At 40.4% G+C, this 22,088-nt stretch carries 19 protein-coding genes, 5 tRNA genes and 1 rRNA gene; 3 read left to right on the top strand and 22 right to left on the bottom strand.

The window, feature by feature from the left end; all coding sequences use genetic code 11:
* The 5 genes from T344_RS0103930 to dapF form a co-directional block, all read right to left on the bottom strand.
* Nucleotides 1-120 (bottom strand): 16S ribosomal RNA (locus tag T344_RS0103930); the annotation flags it as partial.
* 520 nt (nt 121-640) lie between these two features.
* Nucleotides 641-1,246 (bottom strand): uracil-DNA glycosylase, encoded by a 606-nt coding sequence (locus T344_RS0103925; protein WP_027627626.1) that lies wholly within the window; start codon nt 1,244-1,246, stop codon nt 641-643.
* A gap of 2 nt (nt 1,247-1,248) precedes the next feature.
* On the bottom strand, nt 1,249-1,818 hold the full coding sequence (locus tag T344_RS0103920) for a uracil-DNA glycosylase (protein ID WP_027627625.1): 570 nt from the start codon (nt 1,816-1,818) through the stop codon (nt 1,249-1,251).
* A 221-nt stretch (nt 1,819-2,039) separates the two neighbouring features.
* Nucleotides 2,040-3,272, bottom strand: coding sequence for an LL-diaminopimelate aminotransferase (locus tag T344_RS0103915; RefSeq protein ID WP_027627624.1), 1,233 nt, complete (start codon nt 3,270-3,272; stop codon nt 2,040-2,042).
* A 24-nt stretch (nt 3,273-3,296) separates the two neighbouring features.
* On the bottom strand, nt 3,297-4,130 hold the full coding sequence (gene dapF / locus T344_RS0103910) for a diaminopimelate epimerase (RefSeq protein WP_027627623.1): 834 nt from the start codon (nt 4,128-4,130) through the stop codon (nt 3,297-3,299).
* A 367-nt stretch (nt 4,131-4,497) separates the two neighbouring features.
* Here dapF and T344_RS0103905 point away from each other — a divergent pair, with 367 nt between their 5' ends.
* Nucleotides 4,498-6,489 carry a phospholipid carrier-dependent glycosyltransferase gene (locus tag T344_RS0103905; RefSeq protein WP_027627622.1) on the top strand — a complete coding sequence of 664 codons (1,992 nt, stop codon included), beginning with the start codon at nt 4,498-4,500 and terminating at the stop codon, nt 6,487-6,489.
* Nucleotides 6,490-6,656: 167 nt separating this feature from the next.
* On the opposite strand, the gene T344_RS0103900 is transcribed toward T344_RS0103905, so the two are convergent.
* The 12 genes from T344_RS0103900 to T344_RS0103825 form a co-directional block, all read right to left on the bottom strand.
* On the bottom strand, nt 6,657-8,858 hold the full coding sequence (locus tag T344_RS0103900; protein WP_027627621.1) for a glycoside hydrolase family protein: 2,202 nt from the start codon (nt 8,856-8,858) through the stop codon (nt 6,657-6,659).
* Nucleotides 8,859-9,069: 211 nt separating this feature from the next.
* A tRNA-Tyr gene (locus T344_RS0103895) sits at nt 9,070-9,154 on the bottom strand.
* Between the two features lie 3 nt (nt 9,155-9,157).
* Nucleotides 9,158-9,233: transfer RNA gene (locus T344_RS0103890), tRNA-Thr, on the bottom strand.
* 31 nt (nt 9,234-9,264) lie between these two features.
* Nucleotides 9,265-9,341, bottom strand: a tRNA-Asp gene (locus T344_RS0103885).
* 15 nt (nt 9,342-9,356) lie between these two features.
* A tRNA-Glu gene (locus T344_RS0103880) sits at nt 9,357-9,431 on the bottom strand.
* A gap of 460 nt (nt 9,432-9,891) precedes the next feature.
* Complete coding sequence (locus T344_RS0103870) at nt 9,892-10,191, bottom strand: CD3324 family protein (protein ID WP_027627619.1); 300 nt, start codon at nt 10,189-10,191, stop codon at nt 9,892-9,894.
* 450 nt (nt 10,192-10,641) lie between these two features.
* Nucleotides 10,642-10,717 (bottom strand) — tRNA-Lys (locus T344_RS0103860).
* 368 nt (nt 10,718-11,085) lie between these two features.
* The gene (locus T344_RS0103850; protein ID WP_027627617.1) at nt 11,086-11,439 is read right to left on the bottom strand and encodes a helix-turn-helix domain-containing protein; all 354 of its coding nucleotides are present in this window, start codon (nt 11,437-11,439) and stop codon (nt 11,086-11,088) included.
* Between the two features lie 447 nt (nt 11,440-11,886).
* On the bottom strand, nt 11,887-13,158 hold the full coding sequence (locus tag T344_RS0103840; RefSeq protein WP_027627616.1) for an adenylosuccinate synthase: 1,272 nt from the start codon (nt 13,156-13,158) through the stop codon (nt 11,887-11,889).
* Nucleotides 13,159-13,692: 534 nt separating this feature from the next.
* Complete coding sequence (locus T344_RS0103835) at nt 13,693-13,896, bottom strand: DUF1858 domain-containing protein (RefSeq protein WP_004626148.1); 204 nt, start codon at nt 13,894-13,896, stop codon at nt 13,693-13,695.
* A 107-nt stretch (nt 13,897-14,003) separates the two neighbouring features.
* Entirely contained in the window at nt 14,004-14,558 is a 555-nt protein-coding gene (locus T344_RS0103830; RefSeq protein WP_027627615.1) for a Fe-S-containing hydro-lyase, read from the bottom strand.
* Nucleotides 14,559-14,645: 87 nt separating this feature from the next.
* A complete protein-coding gene (locus T344_RS0103825) occupies nt 14,646-15,488 on the bottom strand; it encodes a fumarate hydratase (RefSeq protein WP_027627614.1) in 843 nt (280 codons plus the stop codon).
* Between the two features lie 230 nt (nt 15,489-15,718).
* Between T344_RS0103825 and T344_RS0103820 the strand changes: the two genes are divergently transcribed.
* Nucleotides 15,719-16,102: a universal stress protein gene (locus T344_RS0103820; RefSeq protein WP_004626001.1), complete on the top strand. Its 384-nt coding sequence runs from the start codon at nt 15,719-15,721 to the stop codon at nt 16,100-16,102.
* 124 nt (nt 16,103-16,226) lie between these two features.
* On the top strand, nt 16,227-16,502 hold the full coding sequence (locus T344_RS0103815) for an HU family DNA-binding protein (RefSeq protein WP_027627613.1): 276 nt from the start codon (nt 16,227-16,229) through the stop codon (nt 16,500-16,502).
* A gap of 142 nt (nt 16,503-16,644) precedes the next feature.
* On the opposite strand, the gene T344_RS0103810 is transcribed toward T344_RS0103815, so the two are convergent.
* From T344_RS0103810 to T344_RS0103790, 5 genes are all read right to left on the bottom strand, one after another.
* Nucleotides 16,645-17,394, bottom strand: a complete 750-nt coding sequence (locus tag T344_RS0103810; RefSeq protein WP_027627612.1) for a response regulator — start codon at nt 17,392-17,394, stop codon at nt 16,645-16,647.
* A 27-nt stretch (nt 17,395-17,421) separates the two neighbouring features.
* Nucleotides 17,422-17,952 (bottom strand): shikimate kinase, encoded by a 531-nt coding sequence (locus tag T344_RS0103805; protein ID WP_027627611.1) that lies wholly within the window; start codon nt 17,950-17,952, stop codon nt 17,422-17,424.
* Nucleotides 17,949-19,127 (bottom strand): chorismate synthase, encoded by a 1,179-nt coding sequence (aroC, locus tag T344_RS0103800; protein ID WP_027627610.1) that lies wholly within the window; start codon nt 19,125-19,127, stop codon nt 17,949-17,951. Before aroC ends, T344_RS0103805 begins: the two co-directional genes overlap by 4 nt.
* A 63-nt stretch (nt 19,128-19,190) precedes the next feature.
* Nucleotides 19,191-20,465, bottom strand: coding sequence for a 3-phosphoshikimate 1-carboxyvinyltransferase (gene aroA, locus T344_RS0103795; RefSeq protein WP_027627609.1), 1,275 nt, complete (start codon nt 20,463-20,465; stop codon nt 19,191-19,193).
* Between the two features lie 160 nt (nt 20,466-20,625).
* The gene (locus T344_RS0103790) at nt 20,626-21,777 is read right to left on the bottom strand and encodes a THUMP domain-containing class I SAM-dependent RNA methyltransferase (protein ID WP_027627608.1); all 1,152 of its coding nucleotides are present in this window, start codon (nt 21,775-21,777) and stop codon (nt 20,626-20,628) included.
* Between the last annotated feature and the right edge of the window lie 311 nt (nt 21,778-22,088).

Genomic DNA, 22,088 nt, shown 5'->3' with positions numbered 1-22,088 from the left:
TTACTCACCCGTCCGCCGCTAAGACGACCCAAAGTAAACTTCAGATCATCTCCGCTCGACTTGCATGTGTTAGGCACGCCGCCAGCGTTCGTCCTGAGCCAGGATCAAACTCTCAAATTAAAATTTATATGTTTCGCAGAAAATCTGCTGCACAATTAACTTATTTGACAAGCTTGACTGCTGAATTTTATTCAGCATGCTCATTTAAAATTGCTGACTTTTTTTCTAGTTCTTGTTTCCAAAAACCAGGTTGTAAAGTTCGCAAGTTACTCAATTTGAAATCGCTATGCGATTTCGGAATTTTTCGAGTTCCTTTACATTACATTTGCATGTATTTGTCACTGTTTACTTTTCAAAGTCCATCTGGAAAGTGACTTTCCGGCATAAAATCGATATGCTGTATATTTGTCAAATTCCGGCACTCAGCAGTGCTGAGCGACTTTTATATATTACCACACTGACGCTTTTGTGTCAACACTTTTTGTAGATTTTTGTTTGTCACAATTTACTATTTAAAGTATTGTTTTGTTCCTGTCCGCGACAGCTTAGTTATAATAGCATGCCTATTATATCTTGTCAATATTATTTAATAAAAAATTATATTTTATTAAGTCAATTTATTCCATACCCTCAGATCAAATTAATTACTTGCATCCAATGAAGATAAAACCTCTTTTAACATCAATACATCATTATTATATGTATCCTTTAGGCTTCTGTTATATATGATACTTGCAGGATGATACAGAGGGAACAGCCGGTACGCCTTTTCACCGATATTACAGGTATGGATGCTCCCATGCATTTCACCAATCGAGGCATTGAAATCATCTGTGACAGCTTTTAAGGGGACGTTGCCCAAGGTTACAATTATCTTGGGGCACAACAGTGCAATTTCCTGGTGAAGCCAGTGTTGATTATTAACTATATCCTCCCTGGTTGCAGGACGGTTAATTACCCTTTTTGTTTTTTCATTTATCTTCCCAAGCCTGTACTTGATAACATTTGTTATAAACACTGATTCACGGGTTATCCCTATCAGGTCCATAAATTCTTTCAGATTTTTCCCCGCCGCTCCTACAAAAGGCTTTCCCTGTGATACCTCGTCTTTTCCCGGAGCTTCCCCTATTATTATCATAGGACCTGTCAAGCAGCCGTCACCAAGCACTATCTGTTCATTTTCAAAGGTTTTTGAATATTTATTATATAGCCCGTCAAGTTCCATTCTGATTTTGTTTGTTGTCATGTCTAATTTTCCTTTATTCCGGTTATTGTATGTAATTTGTTCCTCACTTCCCTGATATCCCTGAAAAGCAGGGTTTTCTTGCTCTGATCCCTGAGCAGCGCCGCGGGATGAAAAGTCGGCATGATCCAATAACCCTTGCGTTCAATCCACTGTCCCCTGATTTGTGTTATCCTAATATCCCTTGCAATAACATACTTTGCTGCAGTGCTGCCAAGACATACTAATATTTGAGGCCTGACCAGCGCAACCTGATTTCTGAGGTAGGGAAGACATTTTTCAGCCTCCTCATCACTTGGAACACGATTGTTGGGAGGCCTGCACTTAACAACATTTGCGATATAATATTCATCCGGCTTCAACATCAGTGCTTCAAGCAAAGTGTCCAGAAGCTGGCCTGCCGCTCCCACAAAAGGAAGCCCCTGCCTGTCCTCCTGTTCACCGGGTCCTTCCCCGACAAACATTACGGGGGCGTTTACATTTCCCCTGCCGACAACTATATTAGTCCTGGTCCTGCCGAGTTCACAGGCCTGACAATTACTGCAGGCTGAATTCAACTGTTCCCAATCCAACATACCTTTCCGCTCACCCCTTCGTTTTGAAAAACCTTCATATCACTTTTTGGGCCGACTAATCCTAGTCGGCCCAAATATCAAATCTATGCAAAATTAATCTTCTATTATATAGCAACCAACTTTTATTGCTATGGCTTTATCAATATTACAGCTGTAATTACATTATACCAGTAATATAATTATTAATATAATTAGTAATATATTAATAAAATATATCAAAACTATAGTTTAAGTCTTGTCTTAAATCTTTCAACAGCCGCCTGGGTATTCTCCCTGTTTCCAAAAGCAGTGAGTCTGAAATAACCCTGCCCGCTTGGCCCAAAGCCTACTCCCGGAGTTCCGACAATATTGGCTTCACTTAAAAGCTTGTCAAAAAACTCCCATGAATCCATCCCCTTTGGCGTCTTCATCCAGATGTAAGGAGCGTTAACGCCTCCGAATACGGTTATGCCCACACTCTCAAGACCGCTCTTTATTATAGAAGCATTTGTCAGATAGTATGCTATGGTCTCCCTGACCTGTTTTTGGCCTTCTTCGGTATATACAGCCTCTGCCCCGCGCTGCACTATATACGATACACCGTTGAACTTGGTTGCCTGTCTTCTGTACCACAATCTGTTCAGTCCGATCTCACTGCCGTCTGCCGCAGCTGCTTTCAACTCTTTCGGGATAACTACATAAGCGCATCTTGTTCCTGTAAAACCTGCAGTTTTTGAAAAACTCCTGAACTCAATGGCAACTTCTTTTGCCCCTTCGATTTCATAAATGCTGTGAGGAACATCGTCCTGTGTTATAAAAGCCTCATAGGCAGAATCAAATAAAATTATGGATTTATTTTTTGCCGCATAATCTACCCAAACCTTTAGCTGATCCTTTGTCAAAGTTGTACCTGTGGGATTATTGGGCAAACACAAGTAGATAAGATCAACTCTTTCTTTCGGCAACTCAGGAATAAAACCATTTGCTGATGTACAGGGAAGATACGTGACATTTGTCCATTTGCCGTCCACATATTCACCCGTCCTGCCGGCCATTACATTGCTGTCAACATATACGGGATAAACAGGGTCGGTAACAGCTATTCTGCAATTGGTTCCAAAAAGCTCCTGGATATTGGCCGTATCGCTTTTGGCCCCGTCACTGACAAAAACCTCATCAGTACCAATTGTAATGCCTCTTTTTTTGTAATCAAACTCAATGATACTGTTGATAAGGAAATCATATCCCTCATATTCAGGATATCCTTTAAAGGTCTCTACCCTGGACATATCGTCAACAGCTTTATGCATTGCCTGAATACAAGCCATCGGGAGCGGACGTGTAACATCTCCTATCCCAAGCCTGATAATATCGGCAGAAGGATTTTCACTTTTAAAGGTATTAACTCTTTTACCGATTTCAGCAAATAAATAATTGCCCGGTAGTTTTAAATGATTTTCATTTACAAATGCCATATATTAAATCCTCTCTATTATATATTAAATATTTATTTCACCATCAAACACCTTAACGGCCGGTCCTGTCATATATACATGATTGTCTTTTTCCGACCATTCTATAAACAAATCCCCTCCAAGCAGTTTGACTGCAGCAGCTCTTTCGGATACATTGTTTAAAACCGACGCAACCAGAACAGCACAGGCCCCGGTACCGCAGGCCAGGGTTTCCCCTGCTCCTCTTTCCCAGACCCTCATCTTGAGAGTGTTTCTATCTATTATTTGAACAAATTCCGCATTGACCTTTCTGGGAAATAATTTGTTTGTTTCCATCTTGGGTCCTATCTGAGACAGCGGAAAATCAGCTACATTATCAATATAGGAAACCGCATGAGGGTTTCCCATGGAAACAGCAGTTACTTTAAATTCATAATTATCTATACTGACCGGCTCTGAAATAAATCTGTCCTTGGCAGAATCAACAGGAATATCTTCAGGTACCAGTATGGGTTCCCCCATATCAACTCTGACAAGAACAACCTCTCCGTTCTCAATTGTCAGGGTTAATACCTTGATACCTGCCAGGGTTTCTATATTGACAACCTTCTTATCTGTCAGACCGTTGTCATATACATACTTTCCTACACACCGTATGGCATTTCCGCACATTTCCGATTCAGACCCGTCCGAGTTAAACATTCTCATCCTGAAATCAGCCTTTTGTGAAGGAAGTATAAGCACCAAACCATCGGAACCTATTCCGAAATGCCTGTCACTTACTTTTTTCGCAATATCGGATGGACCGTCCAGTGCTTCACGGGTACAGTCCACATATATATAATCATTTCCCAAACCTTGCATTTTAGTAAATTTCATTTTATACAGCCCCTTTCAGTTTACAAAGTTTATAAAGCTGATAAAACGGCGGCATGTTTATGTGTATTACCTTTTATCCAACTAAACTAATAAACTTGCTAACTTTTTCATATTATAGCATAGCACTGCCGGAGCCGCAAGGCGATATGCGGCACAATAATCCTCCTTAACCGCTGTTAAAGAAAAAAAATCCGGTGCCTTTTCAGCCTTTTTTGCAGTCGGATGTTTAAAATCGGGGCAAATAGGCTTAACCAGGTGTAATCCGGTCAATAATATGATATGGTTATTATTTACATTATCAATTGTATTGTAAATAATACTATATTATAATTATTGTAAAACTTTTCAGCAGGTATGGAGGATAACTTTGAAGGACTTTTTTATTAATATTTACAAACATGTTTCAGATTTCTTTATTAATATAAAAATGCCGGGATTTGCCACAATGATGCTGGGTGTCACCTGCATATCACTGTTGACAATAGGTATATGGTTTTTTATAAGAATCAGGAGTATTAAAAGCGGCACATTGATCCTGTCTGAAAGCGATCTGCTGGATACCGAGCAGGAATCAAAGCCCTTATTTAAGCTTACAAAAAAAGACATAATAATTATGCTGGCAATGACTATTTTTTATGCCCTTCCTGCCCTCTATAACCTTGGCTCTTTTAGTGTACCTGAGACCAGCTGGGCACCTTCTGCCAAGGACGACGGTTTTATTGTGGATTTGGGCAAAAGGGTCGAAGTATCAAAGGTAATGATATATCAGGGTTATAACCATGAAAAGTATGACAATGTCAAGTATGATATCCTGTATCTTAACGATTTTGATAATTATATGAGCTCCGAAGCTATTGACAAAACCGGTTTTTACTCCTGGAAAGTCTCAGCAAAAGAGTTTAAGACAAGTAAAATCAAATTTATGCCGAACGGCCCGGGAGCGGCCTTAAATGAGATCGCTGTGTTTGAGAAGGGTTCGACCATACCTTTAAGCATTAAAAGTATTACTTCTTCAAATTCCGGCTCAAATACGCCTGCAATAGAAAGCCCCGATCATAAGCCTTACAAATTGTCAAATCTTATTGATGAACAGGATAAAGTTGATTTTTATACTTTATCAAATACCAATACATATTTTGATGAAGTTTTCTACCCCAGGACAGCGCTTGATTTTATTTATGAAATTATACCTTTTGAAAGAACTCATCCTCCTTTGGGTAAATACTTTGTGATGATTGGAATGCTCATTTTCGGAGTGAATCCCTTTGGCTGGAGAATTGTCGGTACGCTGTTCGGCGTTGCAATGATACCTGTTATGTATCTTTTTGGTTTAAAGCTATTCAAAAAACGTTTCTTCGCTTTTTGCACCGCATTCCTTATGATGTTTGATTTTATGCATTTTGTTCAGACAAGGATTTCTACTATAGATGTATATGTTACTTTCTTTGTTATACTGATGTATTATTTCATATATGATTATTTTATCAGAAAGCCCTATAAGATTGGTTTGAAAAAATCACTGGTTCCGCTGTTTCTATGCGGTCTGATTCTTGGCATAGGTGCAGCTACAAAATGGATTGCAATGTACGGCGCAGTTGGCCTGATGTTGATTTTCATTATTGCAAAGCTCGATGAAATAGCCTGCTATGCTGCATATAGGCAGTATGGCTTATCCTCCGATTTATTTAATAAATTCTGGAGCAGGTACTTTGTAAAAACAGCCCTGGCATGCGTCCTTTTCTTTTTAATTATTCCGGGTATAATTTATTTTGCCTCCTATACATCTATAATGCTGGTTCCTGGTAATGGTGTGAAGGAGTTCATAAATAACCAGACTTATATGTATAACTTTCATAATGATCTGGATATCAAGCACTCCTATTCATCTCCCTGGTGGGCATGGCCTATTATGGTCAAACCCATATGGTTTTACGGGTCTAAAGCCCTGGCGGCCGAGAATCTTACTTCCAGTATAATATGCATGGGCAATCCTCTTATCTGGTGGTTTAGTATTCCTGCACTTATTACAGGAATTGTCCTGGCAATCAAAAGGAAGGACCGGTACATGATTGTTCCGATTTTCGGAGCTTTGTTCCAGTACATTCCCTGGATGGTAGTTCGCAGAATGGCCTTTATTTATCATTATTTCTCCGTTATGCCGTTCCTGATCATTATAATGGTTTACCTGATTAAAATCTTTTACGGGCACGGCAGGACAGCCAGAAAGCTCGTGTACATCTATCTCATACTGACCGCATTTATGTTTATAATGTTCTATCCGATACTTTCGGGAGTCATCGTGCCAAAATGGTATGCAAGCCTTCTCCAGTGGTTTCCGGGCTGGAGTTTCAGATATTGATCAAATGCACAGGTTTGCCTGGAAGACAAACGCAAATGAAGTCTTTCAAGCAAACGTTTAATAATTTAATGCGTTGTGCCAGTTAATTTAAACAATTACAAAAATTGTATCGTAACCAGTTGATTGGATTAAATCCATCTGTAAAGCAAAACAAAAGCAGCTTCACACTATTTTACAATTGCCATGATGCCCACCCCGCCCACGACAGCAGTTTTTCCTCCGGAGGATGCCGTCAGGTAATTATTCGGGGGCAATCCCTGCAATGTCTTCCAGTCCTTAAAGTTATTGGTGTAAAAAACTTTTCCCCCCAGGACAAAGAAGGTGTCTCCAATAACAAATGCCCGGTTATTGTCCCTGGCATCAAACGCATTTAATCCTGATTTGAAGAGATTGGGATCAGGTTCCGAAAGCGGAAACTTAAAGCTCTCAAATTTTTTAAAATCTTTGGTCAATGTAATTTTGTTGTCTCCGGTATTATTTGAAACAATCGCATAGTATTCCTTGTATTCTACAATGTTTGATACCGACTTGACAGGCAGAGCCACCTTTTTAAAATTTACCAGATCCCCGGATATATAAAGCATGTCATTAACTTTTTCAGCATACATGGATCTGCTGGAAAATAACCATTTTCCATTGATGCATACCGGTTTATTGAACCAGATTCCCTTTTCCCGGACATTTAGAACAGTATTAAAATTGATAAAGTCCTCCGCCGAAGCAACTATGGCAGTATCGGCGGACTGGTCGGCATAGACAAGAAGAGCCTTGTTTCCAGAAACAGTAATCACCGCGCCGTTCAGGCTGGAATTTGTATTTTCAATTCCTGATACATTTATCTTTCTTGCATCCCAATTCATTAAATCATTACTTATCCAGGCATACAATTCCCAACCATTCCCCCACTTAAGGCCATAAAGGATGTAGGTTCCGCCTGAGAACTCAATGCTCTGGAGTTCAACCTCCTGTGAAAACGGGTCTTTCCTGCTTCCGAAGTCCGCCTTTACTTCCCACTTTTCACCATCCCCGGAAGATAAGACTCTCTGTCTTGAGACGGCGATATATCTGCTCCCGTCAAACAAAGAAAAGACATATGACTCATTTTGTGCGCCAATGTTGCTCTTCCAATTGATCAGGTCTTTGGATACCGATGTTCCGCCGCTGGATAAAAAGTATCCTGAGGAATATATTGCTTCACCCGCAACATTCAACTGTGTAATATCGCCATTATAGCCGAGGCTTTCCCATCTCTTTCCGTCACTGCTTTGAGCAATGGCTATTTCACCCTGTCCGTTTGTTTTTGTACCGATAGCACAGTACTGTCCATTTCCATACCCCGCAAACTGCCAATTCACCTCAGAGTCCTCTTTGCTCCATTTGATGCCGTCAGGAGACGTCCCCAGAGTCTTATAACCGATTCCGAAGAATATTCCGTTACAGTAGGTTATTTTGCTGAAGCCTCCGGCTCCCGTATTAAATTCGATATTACATTTCGTGAATTTTTTACCGTCGGTGGTTATGTACATGGAGGTGGGATATTTTGCTCCGGAACCTCCCCCTAATGCACCAGAGTCGCTCAAGTAGGCAGACTCTGCATTGGAGCCGTAAACAATAAGCCTGTCTTTGCCCTGCACAATATTCGACATACATAAATCTGAGGTTGCGCCCACCTTCCACGTTTTTAAATCAGAAGAAGTGAGGATTATACCCTCAAGTTCATAGGGGGTGTGAGGTACATATCCCGAAACCACATAGCTTCCATTAAAGTATGTCATATTAATGGGCCAAAAAAAGGCTTCATCATTCATTAAATGATTTGAGTCCAGAGTCTCGGGTGCATATTTTTTAACCAGCGCCTTATCGGGAAATATAAGCTTGGTATAAGTCTTGAAATCCTTGGTCTTAAACATGCAATACTCCGATATATTGTTTCTTCCTGTTAGAAAAAATTCTCCATTGGTTTCACAAATAGTAAAAAATCTAAAATAATCAATTGTTTTCTCCGACCAATGAATGCCGTCTTTTGACTGCATTACAAGTGCGGCTCTTTTATCATCCAGTTCCCCAACTGCAATGAACTCATCGTTACTGACAATAATATCCCTCAGAACAATATCCTTTTCATTTGTTATAAACCTCCACGAAGCAGCTGAAAGATTATCGCAAACTGCTATTGCACCTGAATTGTTTATTGCTGCAGCAACGCCTTTTGAGTTCACCACCGTCTTTAATCCATTAAAGCCGGTAAGCCCGCTGATTGGAGCCGCCTCAAATTCACCGGCTTTTGAAAAAACCGTCATTGTATTGAATGAAAATGACTGTAAAACGAGCATTATTACTATAAAAGCCGATAATACTTTCTTTTTCATCGCAGAATTCCTCCCGATTTTCAAAATATGAATTACAAATTATGATTAACTTGAAGATATAATTTATAGGATGCCTGATCTTATACTGTCACTTTCAATATTAATCCAGTACAGACAGGCTTTCAAGAAGAATTTGCCATATGCCGGCAGTTTATTGTGAAAAAGTAAAAAACCCTGCGCACAGCGTTAATCGCGAATGCACAAGGCTTTGTGGTGGAGGGAGATGGATTCGAACCATCGAAGCTACAAGCAACAGATTTACAGTCTGCCCCCTTTGGCCACTCGGGAACCCCTCCATATGGAGCTGGCGGACGGAATTGAACCCCCGACCTGCTGATTACAAGTCAGCTGCTCTACCTGCTGAGCTACACCAGCACATATAGACTTCATTATTATAAATTTAAAATGGCGACCCGGAACGGGCTCGAACCGTCGACCTCCAGCGTGACAGGCTGGCATTCTAACCAACTGAACTACCGGGCCATTTTAAAATTACAATGGTGACCCATAGGGGACTCGAACCCCTGTTATCGCCGTGAAAGGGCGGTGTCTTAACCACTTGACCAATGGGCCGTACTCATTATCAGCGGCAGTCTTGCCGACCGACAAAGACTATTTTAACGGGGGATGTAGAAAAAGTCAAGCTATTTTTTTATCTTTTTTTCAAATATTATTTTTCAATGGCAAAACTCCTGAAAATGCCAGGTCTCATCCAGGCCCAATCAGCAAATTACAGGTTTGAATTTTTCTCCGTGTTGTACAAGTATAATATCCTTCAAATTAACAAGACTTATACCTTTGTAACGGTAATTCCATTATTTCACCGTCTTATGCTGGCATCGCTTGCATACCATAAGCTTGCCTCCGTCACATTTAAGAATTTCATACAGAATCTTTTTTAATGACATTGTTTTTGTTTCCTTTCGTTACCTCTATTGACAATGTACAATACGTTTTTGAGTGTTGTACATTGTCAATAGAGGGTATAATTATTTAAGTAAACTATAACCGCCTTAAAGCTCCCATATCAATTTTACAAACGGCTATGAATCGATTTCGAGCAGAGGCCCTTTTCCATTCTTATGATTCTTCTGATGCTCTGTTCGGAAAGATAATATTTACTTATAAGTGAATTTATTGGAACTCCTTTTATATACTCTGCATAAATCTGCCGATTCCGTTCTTTTAAACTGTTTCTGGCACCGCTCTTTTCACCCCAGGCTCTTTGCTGACCGTCTTTGCGGGGTATATATATAAATTCGCCGTCTATGAATTCCTGAATAATCGTAATTACCTCTTTGGGTAGTACATTCTGTGCCTTTAAATACTTCATTTCTTTGCTCCTCCATAAATATCATACTGTGAAGCAAAGACCACAAGCCCTTATTTAAACAAAAAACTGCCGCAGGAATTATGCCTGCTGCAGTGTCATATTGTTAAATCATTTTATGAGCCTGATATAATAAAATAACTTAATATTCTGTGAAATGAAATATCCCGGTTAGCAATCAGATAAATTACGGACGGTTAGCTATCTTATGAAATCAGGTGCCGGCAGAGCATCACTGATATAAGTTTTTGTGGTCTTTACGTTTGAATTGATTGTCTGCATCGTTTTCATAAGATCTCCTCCTAAAATTTATTGTGAACAGCACTTGTAAATAATACCATAAGAAGCCTTTTATTTCAATCTAGAAAACAAATATAATCATTCTTGATATATTTGAATTATTACAACAAAAAAGCACGTATTTCAGTTTTAGAAATACATGCTTTTTTGTTGTGGTGACCCATCGCAGATTCGAACTGCGGACACCTTGATTAAAAGTCAAGTGCTCTGCCAACTGAGCTAATGGGTCATTGTTCTGTTACATGACATTTGATTTGTCGGCAACAGTAGTCATTATAGCAGGCACGGAAAAGCTTGTCAACATGCTTGCTATAATTTTTTTTAACTTGGAAATGCTTGCCTTTTGCCTTATGCTGTATAAATTAGAAGGGGTGGCTAAATTATGACATAAAAAAAGAGAGAGATTTTTCATCCCCTCACACATACTTTCAAACTGCTTTCTTTCCATTTGCATCATATTTGCCTTACTTGGAAAGGGCAAATTCCTTAAGTTCCCCATCGGTTCATATGACTGCAGAGGGCTTTATAATGGCACTCATAATAAGTGCATTACCTATTGGAGACTTTTTACTTTAAAAGTAAGAAAAGCCCGACATTTCACTTGTCAGGCCTTCCCATTAATTTAAACAGAGCATTTAATATAATTAACACCAATTTTTGTTCTTTCTTGCTCAAGGTAGTAAGCTTATTCATTATTAGTGAAAGGTCCTTGTTATCATTTTCCTCTGCTGGTGGCAGTATGTATTTAAATAAATCTTCAAAAGTTATTCCAAGGGCATAAATCACCTTTTCTATCACAGCAAGGGAGGGATTTCTTTCTCCTCTTTCCAATCTCCCCAGATGAGATTGATCAATACCTGCTCTGTATGCTACTTCTTCTTGTGTAAGCCCTTGCTCTAACCTTATCAGCTTTATTCTATCCCCAACAATTTTACTAATATTATCACTCAATTTTTCACCCCCACCAAAAAATATATTATTATGCTTGTGGATAAATAGGAAGGACTATCAGTCATATTTCTATATATTTTATGACTATTTGCTTGACACAAATGTAAAAATTTTCTATACTATAGATATGGAACATGGGAGAAAACTTGTAGAAATATGGATAATATACACTAATCGTGACAGGTAAAATGGGGAAGATGGTGAATATGAACATGTGGCTTGGATTATGGTCTTTTACAGCTGACCCAAAGCAAAATATACTAAATTTTGCACTATTACTTTTAATCTTAAGTGCTGCAATAACAGCTGATCATTTTGCAGAAAGAAAAAACAGAAAAAGAAGATAGGCATTTAGCTAACCACGTTTTCATATATCAGGGTACAACAAAAACTGCTATGAAACAGCCTTTTGCAGATGTTTCATAACAGTTTCCATAACAAAGTCATTTATTTGACTATTACATGTTCCCTGTCTTTTCCTACACCGATAAGCCCGATTTTAACACCAACCAGCTCTTCAATCCTCTTAAGATATTTTTGAGCGTTTGCAGGCAGTTTATCAAAGCTTTTGACATTGGAGATATCTTCATTCCAGGGCTCAAAAACCTCATAAACCGGTTCACATTTCGCAAGCTCATTAAGGCTGGCAGGGAAGTAATTGATTATTTGCCCGTTATACCTATAACCAGTGCAGAGCTTGATTTCCCTGAGCTTGCCTATGGTATCCACGTGATTGATTGCAAGTGCTGTCAAACCATTTATTTTGGCAGCATACTTGATCATAACCGTATCGAGCCAGCCGCACCTTCTGGGACGGCCTGTTGTTGTTCCGTATTCCCAGCCAAGTTCCCTGATGGTATCGCCGACTTCATTGTTTTGCTCTGTTGGGAATGGCCCGGCTCCGACTCTCGAGGTGTAAGCCTTGAGGACTCCGTAAACTTCATTGATGTAAACAGGACCCAGGCCTGAACCCGTACACACTCCTCCGGCAATGGGATTTGACGAGGTAACATAAGGGTAAGTACCGAAATCAATATCCAGGAAATTTGCCTGAGCTCCTTCAAATAATATATTTTTACCGTTGTCTACAGCCTCTGCAAGGATTTTTGTAGTATCAGTAATGTATTTTTTAAGCTGTTCGGCATAGACCAAATACTCCTGTATTATGGCATCTGCCTCATACGGCTTTCCGCCGTACACTCTTTCAATTATGAGGTTCTTCAGCTCAAGGTTGGCTTTGACCTTCTTTATAAATTCCTCTTTATCAATGAGGTCACACATTCTTATGCCTGAGCGTTCGATCTTATCTGCATAACAAGGTCCGATACCTCTTTTTGTAGTACCAATGCTTTCGCTGCCTCTGAAATTTTCCTGCAGCTCATCAAGTCCAATGTGATAAGGCATGATTAAATGGGCTCTGTCGCTTATTAAAAGGTGATCTGTGGTAACTCCCCTTTCGTTCAGGTCTTTCATTTCCTTGAGTAACACAGCCGGATCTACCACCACTCCATTGCCTATAATGCAGGTCTTGCTTGTATGAAGTATACCCGATGGTATAAGGTGCAATGCGTAATTAGCTCCATTGGTCACAATGGTATGACCGGCATTGTTGCCGCCCGAAAACCTGACAATAATATCCGACTGTTCAGCCAGCATATCAATGTACTTGCCTTTTCCCTCGTCACCCCACTGAGTTCCTACTACTACTCTTACTGCCATAGATGCTCCTCCTGTCTATCGAATACAAGTACTGTTCCAGCTATAACTGCTAATGCCGCAATAGTTTGATAAAAGTACTTAGCCGTTATTTGGTAATTTACTGAATCAACCTATTAAATTATAACTTAGTAAGTGGTATTATTCAACTAAAACCGCAATATCTCGGCGTGAGGTCGGTGATTTTTGAGCGAGAGAATTTGGCTTGCGACAAGGCAAAGACATGCAGTAAGGCTTTGTGCCTTGCAAGCGGCTTCAACACAGCCGCAGGGCAAATTAACCACTCAAAAACGTATTGTACATTGTCAATAGAGGGTATAAACCATTTAACAAAACTAATTCTGCAGGGATTAGGTAATCGGAAATTCAACAGTCAATTTGAAATTCGAACCCCTGTACCATCTTTCATCACATAGGTCAACAGAAAATTATAGCATTTACACGGAAAGAAAGGCTTAAGTCAGGATATCCCCGTCTAAGCCCCTTTAAAATGATCAATTAATATGATTTTCAACCTGTTTTAACCTGTATTGAAAATTACTTTCCTTCAAAAAAGTTGTTGAGATCCTCAATAAGCTTGTCAGCATCTATTCCATGAATTGCGCAGGCATCCTCAATACTTTCCCCTGAAGAAGAAGGACAGCCCAGACAATGCATTCCGGCATTAAGAAAAATCGGCACGGTACCTCTATCCATATTTAAAACATCAGCTATAATCATATCTTTTGTTACTTTAGCCATTATAGTAAACCTCCTTGATTAATATTAAGCATTTTAGCGAGTGCATAAAACTATTATACACTAACGTATTTTAAAAATATACAAAAAATATATTGAAAAGTTCGGTTTTACTTGATCTTTCTATATTTCGCCTTTCCGGTCTCATATAAATTGCTGCCATTGCAGTCTATTATTACCGTCAATGGCAGACTTTCAACCTCCAGCCTTCTGACAGCCTCAGCACCCAGCTCGGGGAAAGCAATGATTTCCTGGCTTTTAATACACTCAGCCATCAGTGCTCCCGCTCCGCCTATTGCTCCAAAGTATACGGCACCGAACTGTTTCATTGCGGATATTACATTTTCTCCTCTCAGTCCCTTGCCTATCATTCCTGTTTGTCCAAGCTCTATCAGAGTCGGAGCATATGCATCCATTCTGTAACTGGTGGTTGGTCCTGCAGAACCGATTACTTCCCCCTCCCTTGAAGGGCATGGTCCCACATAATAAATTGTCTGGTTTTTGATATCAAAAGGTAATGGTTTGTTTTCCTTCAATAATTCAATCATCTTTTTATGTGCCGCATCTCTGGCAGTATAAATTGTTCCGCTGAGTGAAACTGTGTCCCCCGCATTAAAAGATTTAACAGTCTCTCTGTCAAAAGGAGCAGCTATATTGTGGTGCATATTGTATCCCCCTGTTCCTCCCGTCCGGAAGCCGGCCGGGAAAATTCTATCCGAAGTATAATGAAGCCCTATCCTGAAAGTCCCCGATTATAATGAAACCTCTGCATGCCGTGTTACATGGCAGTTTATGTTTACAGCAACCGGCAATCCGGCTATGTGCGTCGGATAAGTCTCAACATTCACCGCAAGAGCGGTATTGGTACCGCCAAGTCCGGCCGGCCCGATACCGAGAGTGTTTATTTTCTCAAGCATTTCGGCTTCCAGCTTTCTTACATATTCAATACCGCTTCTTTTGTCAATGGGCCTTAACAGGGCTCTCTTGGCCAGCAGGGATGCCTTTTCCATAGTTCCTCCTATTCCAACCCCAACAACAATGGGGGGACATGGATTTGGTCCCGCTTTATCCACCGTTTCCAGAATAAAGTCTTTTACTCCCTCTATACCGTCGGAGGGCTTGAGCATTTTTAAAGCGCTCATATTCTCACTTCCAAAACCCTTGGGTGCAAGCTCAAGCTTAAATACATCCCCCGGTACAATATCATAATGGATAACAGCAGGTGTATTGTCCCCGGTATTGATCCTCTCAATAGGATCTCCGACCACCGATTTTCTCAGGTAACCCTCTTTATACCCTCTTCTGACACCTTCATTAATGGCATCTGCCAGGGAACCGCCTGAAATATGCACCTCCTGGCCCATAGTAACAAATACCACAGCCATTCCGGTATCCTGGCATATTGCAACCTTTTTTTCAGCAGCCAGTGCGGCATTTAAAAGCAATTTTTCAAGCACTTCGGTGCCTATTGGAGATTGCTCGGCAGACAATCCCTTTTCCATTGCCTGTCTTATGTCCTTATTCAGGTAATAATTTGCATCCATACACAAATTTTTAACAGCTTCTATTATTTTATCAACTTCTATATCCCTCATCAATTCCTCCGTCAGTTGATCATCAATTGATCCTTAAGAATTAAAATGCCGTAAATCAGACAGTATAATGGGTGAAAAAAGATTATTCCCGCTGATATTATAATTATACATACAATTCAAGCAACAAAACAACCTTAAAATATTCATAAATTGTTCAAAAGGTTTGGGGAATATTCAAAGACAAAACAATAATATTCTAGTATAATTATATTGAGGAAGGAGGTTATTTATTGAATCCATCTGTACGTAACATATTAGTATGCGTCACTCAGCAGAAAACCTGTGAAAGGCTGATTAAAAAGGCTTTGGAGTTTTCAAATGCCGGCGATTCGATATATATAATTCACGTAGCAAAAGACAATTGGAGCTTTCTGGACAATGACAGGGAAGGTGAAGCTCTTGAATACCTTTTTGGTATAGCCAAATCCGTCGGTGCCAATCTCACTGTTCTTAGATCGGACGATATTGTCGATACAATTGTTGAATATGCCCGTGAGAATAAAATTGATATTTTGGTTATGGGTGATTCCAAAGGAGACCATAGTGAAAACTATTTTTATAAATCATTGAAATTAAGTTTAGATCACGTTGAAATACACGTTGTACCTAATTAAAACGTAAATTGATAAAAAGTTTCCTATTTTGCTGGTACAAATTAACTATTTTGCCTTCAAAGGCTTGACTTTAGCCAACTTTCATTATAAAATAATGTCGAATTCCATTTTTAGGAGGTTGTATATGAATAAGTCAGATTTAATCAACTCAATTGCATCAAAATCAGGTTTAAACAAGAAAAACAGTGAAGCTGCTTTGAATGCATTTATTTCTTCAGTTGAGGATACTCTCAAGGCTGGCGACAAAGTTACTTTGGTTGGTTTCGGAACCTTCGAAGTAAGAGAAAGAGCTGCTAGAAAGGGTAGAAACCCACAGACTAAGAAAGAAATTACTATTCCTGCATCAAAAGCTCCAGTATTCAAAGCTGGTAAGGTTTTGAAGGATAACGTTAACGCTTAAGTTAACGCTTAATATGGCCAATGCACCCGTATGGGTACACTACATAAAAGCCCTGAATCAACTTCAGGGCTTTTTGTATTGCATTTTTTTATTATGAAAGCTTACTTACCGTGCTTATTGTGAATTTTTTTATATATTGTTATTAATTGTTGATCCGTATTTTTTCTATCAGTTGACAAATCACCTGGGAATTTGTTGGCTTCTTTTGCTTATCCTCTTCGGATAGGACATTTTCTATACAGTTTCTGATAGCTCTCTCAACCTTTTGTATTGTAACATTGTTCTTTACAGCTATTTCCCTGTATATGCCCTTTGGAAGAGAACCACTCTGGCAGTAGCTGTCAAAAGCGCGGGTAACAATATCCCTTATGTATGCATAACCCGTCATATGGGCCTTCAGTCCATATTCCCGCATATATTTGGTTGCCAGCACTTTCAGCTCATCATCATATCTGTTTTTGGGATTTTGACCAAAAGTAGGAGTATAATTTTTCATAGTGTATTGTTTGATATTGGAATCCATATAGAGCTGCTTGATTCTCAAAGTCAGGACATTCTCGTCAAAAGGTTTGATTATGTAATAGTTCGCACCCAGATTCATTGCCCTGGAAACATAATTTTCATGACTCACAGCGGAATAAACTATGTAAACAGGTGTATTCCCCGCACTGTTGGCTTTGGCATGCTCAAGTACACCGATACCGTCCAATTTAGGCATTATAATATCCAGCAATACCACATCAGGTTTTTCCCTGTCAATCAGTTCAATTGCTTCGATACCGTCTTTGGCTATTTTCAGCATTTCAAATTCCTGGCACTCACTCAACTTTTCATATAATGCCTTTGCAGTTAATAAATTATCATCCACTATCAAAACCCTTATTTTACTCATTGTTTCTCTTTAACCCTTTTCATTAATTTATGGCTGAATAAACACATCAGCTGAATTTTCAAAAAATCCGATTATTTTCCGGCATATAACATCTGGTTCACTGCCGTCACACTCGATAACCCTGTCCGCATATTTGTTATACAAAGGTATCCGTTCATTGTATAAGTCTTTTAAGGTACCACCCGTTCTGACCAATTTTCTTGAGGCATCCATCCTGTCTTCAATAACCTGATAACTCGTGTTCAAAAATATAATTTCCCCTGTTTTTTTTAAATGACTCATTGCAATATCGCTGTGAACCAAACCACCTCCCGTGGAAATTACGCAATTGCCGGAGCGGATATCCAATACCACCTCGTCCTGAACCCGGATAAAATATTCCCGGCCATACTCTTCTACCAGCTGTTTCGGTGTTTTGCCGGTTTTATGGGTTACCAGCACATCGGTGTCGATAAAGCCGTATCCCAACATTTCACTCAACAGCTCTCCCACTGTGGTTTTGCCTGTTCCCGGCATACCTATGAGAATAATATTCCGGTCACTTTTATTGTTCCTCATAGGCCATCCCACCTGGAATCCATTTCTGTAATGCTTCTCATGCCTGACGACATTATGATGCTGTCAACCAGAGCTATCCTTACCATGGCTTCACAAATGGAATAAACTCTCGGTACCAGCGACGGATCGCTTCTGGATGCAAACTTGTGTGTTACAGGCTCAAGTGTCCGGACATTTACTGTAAGCTGATCCTGCAAAATGGTTGGAGTCGGCTTGACAGCCACACGGATGCGGATTTCCTCACCGTTGGATATTCCTCCAAGCATACCGCCGGCCCTGTTGGTTTTGAATCTTATTCTGCCCGTTTCCTTGTCGTAATAAGGGGTGTCATTCATTTCCGAACCCTTTTTGGAGGCCACTCCGAAACCTTCACCTATTTCTACACCCTTGACTCCTCCGACAGACATTAAGCCATGAGCAATAGTTGCACTAAGCTTGTCAAAAACAGGCTCTCCCAATCCTGCTGGAACTCCTTTGGCAATGATTTCAATCACGCCGCCGCAGGAATCGCCTTCCCTGATTACCTGTAACAAGTCTTCTATCATTAGTTTGGCAGCTTCAGGGTCAGGGCAGTTTATTTCATTTGTCCTGTAATTCTGTTTGGCCTGCTCATAAGTAAACGGGCCCGCTTTAATGCCGTGTGATTCGACGGTATATGCCATAACATCTATACCCATCCGGTCCAATACCTGCTTTGCAACTGCTCCTCCTGCCACTCTTGCGGCTGTTTCGCGGGCCGACGCTCTGCCGGCGCCAAGATAGTCGGCATGTTCGCCATACTTCTTGAAATAGGTATATGCTGCCTGCCCCGGTCTCAGGAGGTCCCTGTTGCCTCTGTGCTGCTCAATATGCCTGTCGCCTATGTCACTGCTTGGAATAAGCATGGCCACAGGGGCGCCGGTTGTGGTGTCATCCTGCATGACTCCCGAAAAAATATATACCTTATCGGCTTCCGTTCTGGGCGTTTGCAGCTTTGACTGCCCGGGCCTCCGCTTTTCCAGTTCCTCCTGTATGATTTCAGATGTTATTTTTATCCCGGCCGGGACACCATCCACTATGACTACCAGTCCACCCCAGAGTTCGGGAGGAACATTTTCGCTTTTTCTGAAAGCCCCTGAGTAAGATTCTCCGCTCGTTGTTACACGAAATACCCGTCCAAATGAATTACCAACCATTGCTGCCTCCATATATATAAAAAATTTATTATCGGTTAAATCATCACTTAACTATAATTGCACTTACTCCTCACAAAGCCGGATATCACCACCGCAATTTTTTATGCAGTCAACAAAACCAGGGAATGTAACATTCATCGCCTCGGCAGTTTCAATCACTGTTTCCCCTGCGGCCTTCAAACCTGCAACCGCAAGTGCCATGACCACCCTGTGGTCGTCATGTCCGTTCACCCTGCAGCCCTTCAGGCTGCTTTCCCGTATTATCAGCCCATCGGGCAACTCCTCAATGCCGGCACCCATTTTTGTGAGTTCCCTGCACATAACATTTATTCTATCGGTTTCCTTCAGTCTTGCCTGCGGAACATTGACAAGCCGTGTTTCCCCCTGTGCAAAACAACCTGCTACGGCCATGGCCGGCAAAGCATCGGGTATGGAGTTCATATCAATGGTTCTCCCCGTCAAATTTTGTCCTTTAACAGTCACACTGTTGGAATCGAAGGAAACCTTTGCACCCATATCTTCCAATATTGAAAGCACCAGCTTGTCACCCTGGGGATCTGTCATATCAAGGTTTGTAAGCCTGAATTCCTGTCCGGTTATTGCAGCCAATACCATAAAGAAGGTTGCCGAAGAGAAATCTCCCGGAATGGTACATTCAAATTGTGGGTATTTCTGCTGTCCCTGTATAATAAATTCCTTCATATTATTATGTTTGTACTTTATACCGAATTTATCAAGCCACCATAGAGTTATTTCAACATATGGCACTTCGTTGAGTCTTGTTACCTCTATATGCGTATCGTTTTCCAGAAGAGGAGCACTAAGCAGAATTGATGATAAGTATTGCGATGTAACAGCGTCTAGTGTTGTAAATCCACCTTTAGCCCTTCCTTTTACTACTACGGGAGCGGACTCATTTCCCCGTGTTGTGTAGGCCTCTCCGCCAAGATTATTAATAGCCTTGACCAGGGGCCCTATTTGTCTTTTTCGTATCTGATAATCACCTGTAAAAACAGTATACCCCGCAACAAGTGCAGCCGTCATCAGTCCCAGTCTTAAGCTGGTCCCCGAATTTCCAACATCTATTATGTCCTCGGGAACCTGGGGACTGCCGCCCATCCCGCCTACCGTATAACAGTTTCCATCAAATTCATACGATGCTCCAAAGGCTTTACACAAATTAACAGCCGAGACGGAATCGCTGGAAATCAACGGATTCCTGATAATACTCCGCCCCTCTGCAAGCCCTGCAAAAAACATCGACCTTATAGTATGAGATTTTGAGCCTGGAATATTAACTATTCCCGAAACCTCAGAAGGTTTTACTTTTAATATCATTTTTTCCACCTACCATATTACCTATTTTTTCAAAAAATTTCAATCCTTTTAATAAGACCAAATAAGACTATTTAATAAGACCATGCTGCAATATGCTACCAATACTATGTTATTATAACAGCAGGGTTTCGTCAATTTTTTTGCCTGTTTTATCCAAAAATCAGTTATCGCTGACTGTGATTTTTGGAGGTGGAGGTCCGAAATATTGAAAATAATTACAAAGCAGTTTTCCGTTATATAGTTTTCTTTTTTTATCGGCTCTCCTTCCAAAGAGCTTTTCAAACTCAAGGTTGGAGGTAATAACATAATATGACCATGAGTCCAGTCTGTTAAAAACCGTCCCCATCTCCCTGTAGAGCTTGTCGACATAGTCCTTTTCCCCCAAACGTTCTCCGTATGGCGGGTTACATATTATTATACCGTATTTATATCTGGAACTGATATCTGAAACCGGCAGCCTCTGAAGATGTATGGCATCCTCGACCCCAGCCTTTTTTGCGTGGTACCGGGCCAGGCTCATGGCTTCCTCATCTATATCCGAACCATGGATTCTAAGCTCCCTGTCCTCCACCATTAAATCATAAGCCTCATCTCTTGCCTGATCCCAAAATCCAGAGTCAATAATATTCCAGTTTTCGGCGTCAAATTCCCTTCCCAGACCGGGGGCGATATTCTTTCCAATAAGGGCCGCCTCTATGGGAATTGTACCGCTTCCGCAGAAAGGATCCAGCAAAACCCTGTCCTTATTCCAATGACTTATCAGTATCATGGCACTTGCCAGGGTCTCCTTCAAAGGTGCTCCGCCCACAAGTTTCCTATAGCCTCTTTTGTGCAGTCCGGCTCCGCTTGTATCAATTGTAAGAGTGGCAATATCTTTTAAAAGGGCGACCTCAATTCTATACCTGGGCCCGGTTTCCTCAAACCATTCACATTTGTGACGCAGTTTGAGCTTCTCCACTATGGCCTTTTTTACAATTGCCTGGCAGTCAGGAACGCTAAAAAGCTTGGAATCAATAGACTTTCCCTCTACAGGAAACTCTGCGTCGGCCGGTATGATTTCATCCCAGGGCAAAGCTTTTGTCTGTTCAAAAAGTTCTTCAAAGCTCAAGGCTTTAAATTCCCCCAGCTTTAAAAGCACCCTGTCGGCTGTTCTCAGCCAGAGATTGGACCTGCAAATGGCCATTTCATCTCCGCCGAAAGTAACCTTTCCGTTTTCCACCTTCTGGTCAAAGTAGCCCAGTTTTTTCAATTCTCTGGCTGTTACAGCCTCAATACCAAAAGCTGATGTTGCTATCAGTTCAAATTTACTCATTAATTTGCCTTTCAAATATATATTATAGGATCAATAGCCGATTATCATGTCCATTATCCGGTCATATCATGTCTATTATTTGGATAAGTACTACTATTATAACCTTGTAAACGGTTTATAACAACAAGTTATTGCCAATATGGCAAATAAAAACGTGACCGGCTAATGTACCAACATGTACTGAAATATTTTGGGAATAAAAAACATACTCATTTGAAGTGATTAACAAATATGTAAAATATAAATGACGCTGTAAAATTAATAGCTTGCAATTATTTTAAATATGTAATTCAATATGCTATCTTGCTAAA

Origin of the sequence: Ruminiclostridium cellobioparum DSM 1351 = ATCC 15832, assembly GCF_000621505.1 — a bacterium.
GTDB lineage: Bacteria > Bacillota > Clostridia > Acetivibrionales > DSM-1351 > Ruminiclostridium > Ruminiclostridium cellobioparum.
The sequence above is the reverse complement of the archived record's forward strand: the minus strand, read 5'-3'. Positions and strand labels throughout refer to the sequence as shown.

Coding starts and splice junctions, on each gene's coding strand:
- T344_RS0103830 (WP_027627615.1), bottom strand. CDS start 14,558: ATGCACCACAATATAGCTGCTCCTTTTGACAGAGAGACTGTTAAATCT.
- T344_RS0103870 (WP_027627619.1), bottom strand. CDS start 10,191: ATGAAGTATTTAAAGGCACAGAATGTACTACCCAAAGAGGTAATTACG.
- T344_RS0103810 (WP_027627612.1), bottom strand. CDS start 17,394: ATGAGTAAAATAAGGGTTTTGATAGTGGATGATAATTTATTAACTGCA.
- T344_RS0103790 (WP_027627608.1), bottom strand. CDS start 21,777: ATGAGTAAATTTGAACTGATAGCAACATCAGCTTTTGGTATTGAGGCT.
- T344_RS0103835 (WP_004626148.1), bottom strand. CDS start 13,896: ATGGCTAAAGTAACAAAAGATATGATTATAGCTGATGTTTTAAATATG.
- T344_RS0103805 (WP_027627611.1), bottom strand. CDS start 17,952: ATGAGGAACAATAAAAGTGACCGGAATATTATTCTCATAGGTATGCCG.
- T344_RS0103900 (WP_027627621.1), bottom strand. CDS start 8,858: ATGAAAAAGAAAGTATTATCGGCTTTTATAGTAATAATGCTCGTTTTA.
- T344_RS0103815 (WP_027627613.1), top strand. CDS start 16,227: ATGAATAAGTCAGATTTAATCAACTCAATTGCATCAAAATCAGGTTTA.
- T344_RS0103825 (WP_027627614.1), bottom strand. CDS start 15,488: ATGAGGGATATAGAAGTTGATAAAATAATAGAAGCTGTTAAAAATTTG.
- T344_RS0103925 (WP_027627626.1), bottom strand. CDS start 1,246: ATGACAACAAACAAAATCAGAATGGAACTTGACGGGCTATATAATAAA.
- T344_RS0103915 (WP_027627624.1), bottom strand. CDS start 3,272: ATGGCATTTGTAAATGAAAATCATTTAAAACTACCGGGCAATTATTTA.
- aroA (WP_027627609.1), bottom strand. CDS start 20,465: ATGATATTAAAAGTAAAACCTTCTGAGGTTTCGGGAATAGTTAATATT.
- T344_RS0103840 (WP_027627616.1), bottom strand. CDS start 13,158: ATGGCAGTAAGAGTAGTAGTAGGAACTCAGTGGGGTGACGAGGGAAAA.
- T344_RS0103920 (WP_027627625.1), bottom strand. CDS start 1,818: ATGTTGGATTGGGAACAGTTGAATTCAGCCTGCAGTAATTGTCAGGCC.
- aroC (WP_027627610.1), bottom strand. CDS start 19,127: ATGGTTGGTAATTCATTTGGACGGGTATTTCGTGTAACAACGAGCGGA.
- dapF (WP_027627623.1), bottom strand. CDS start 4,130: ATGAAATTTACTAAAATGCAAGGTTTGGGAAATGATTATATATATGTG.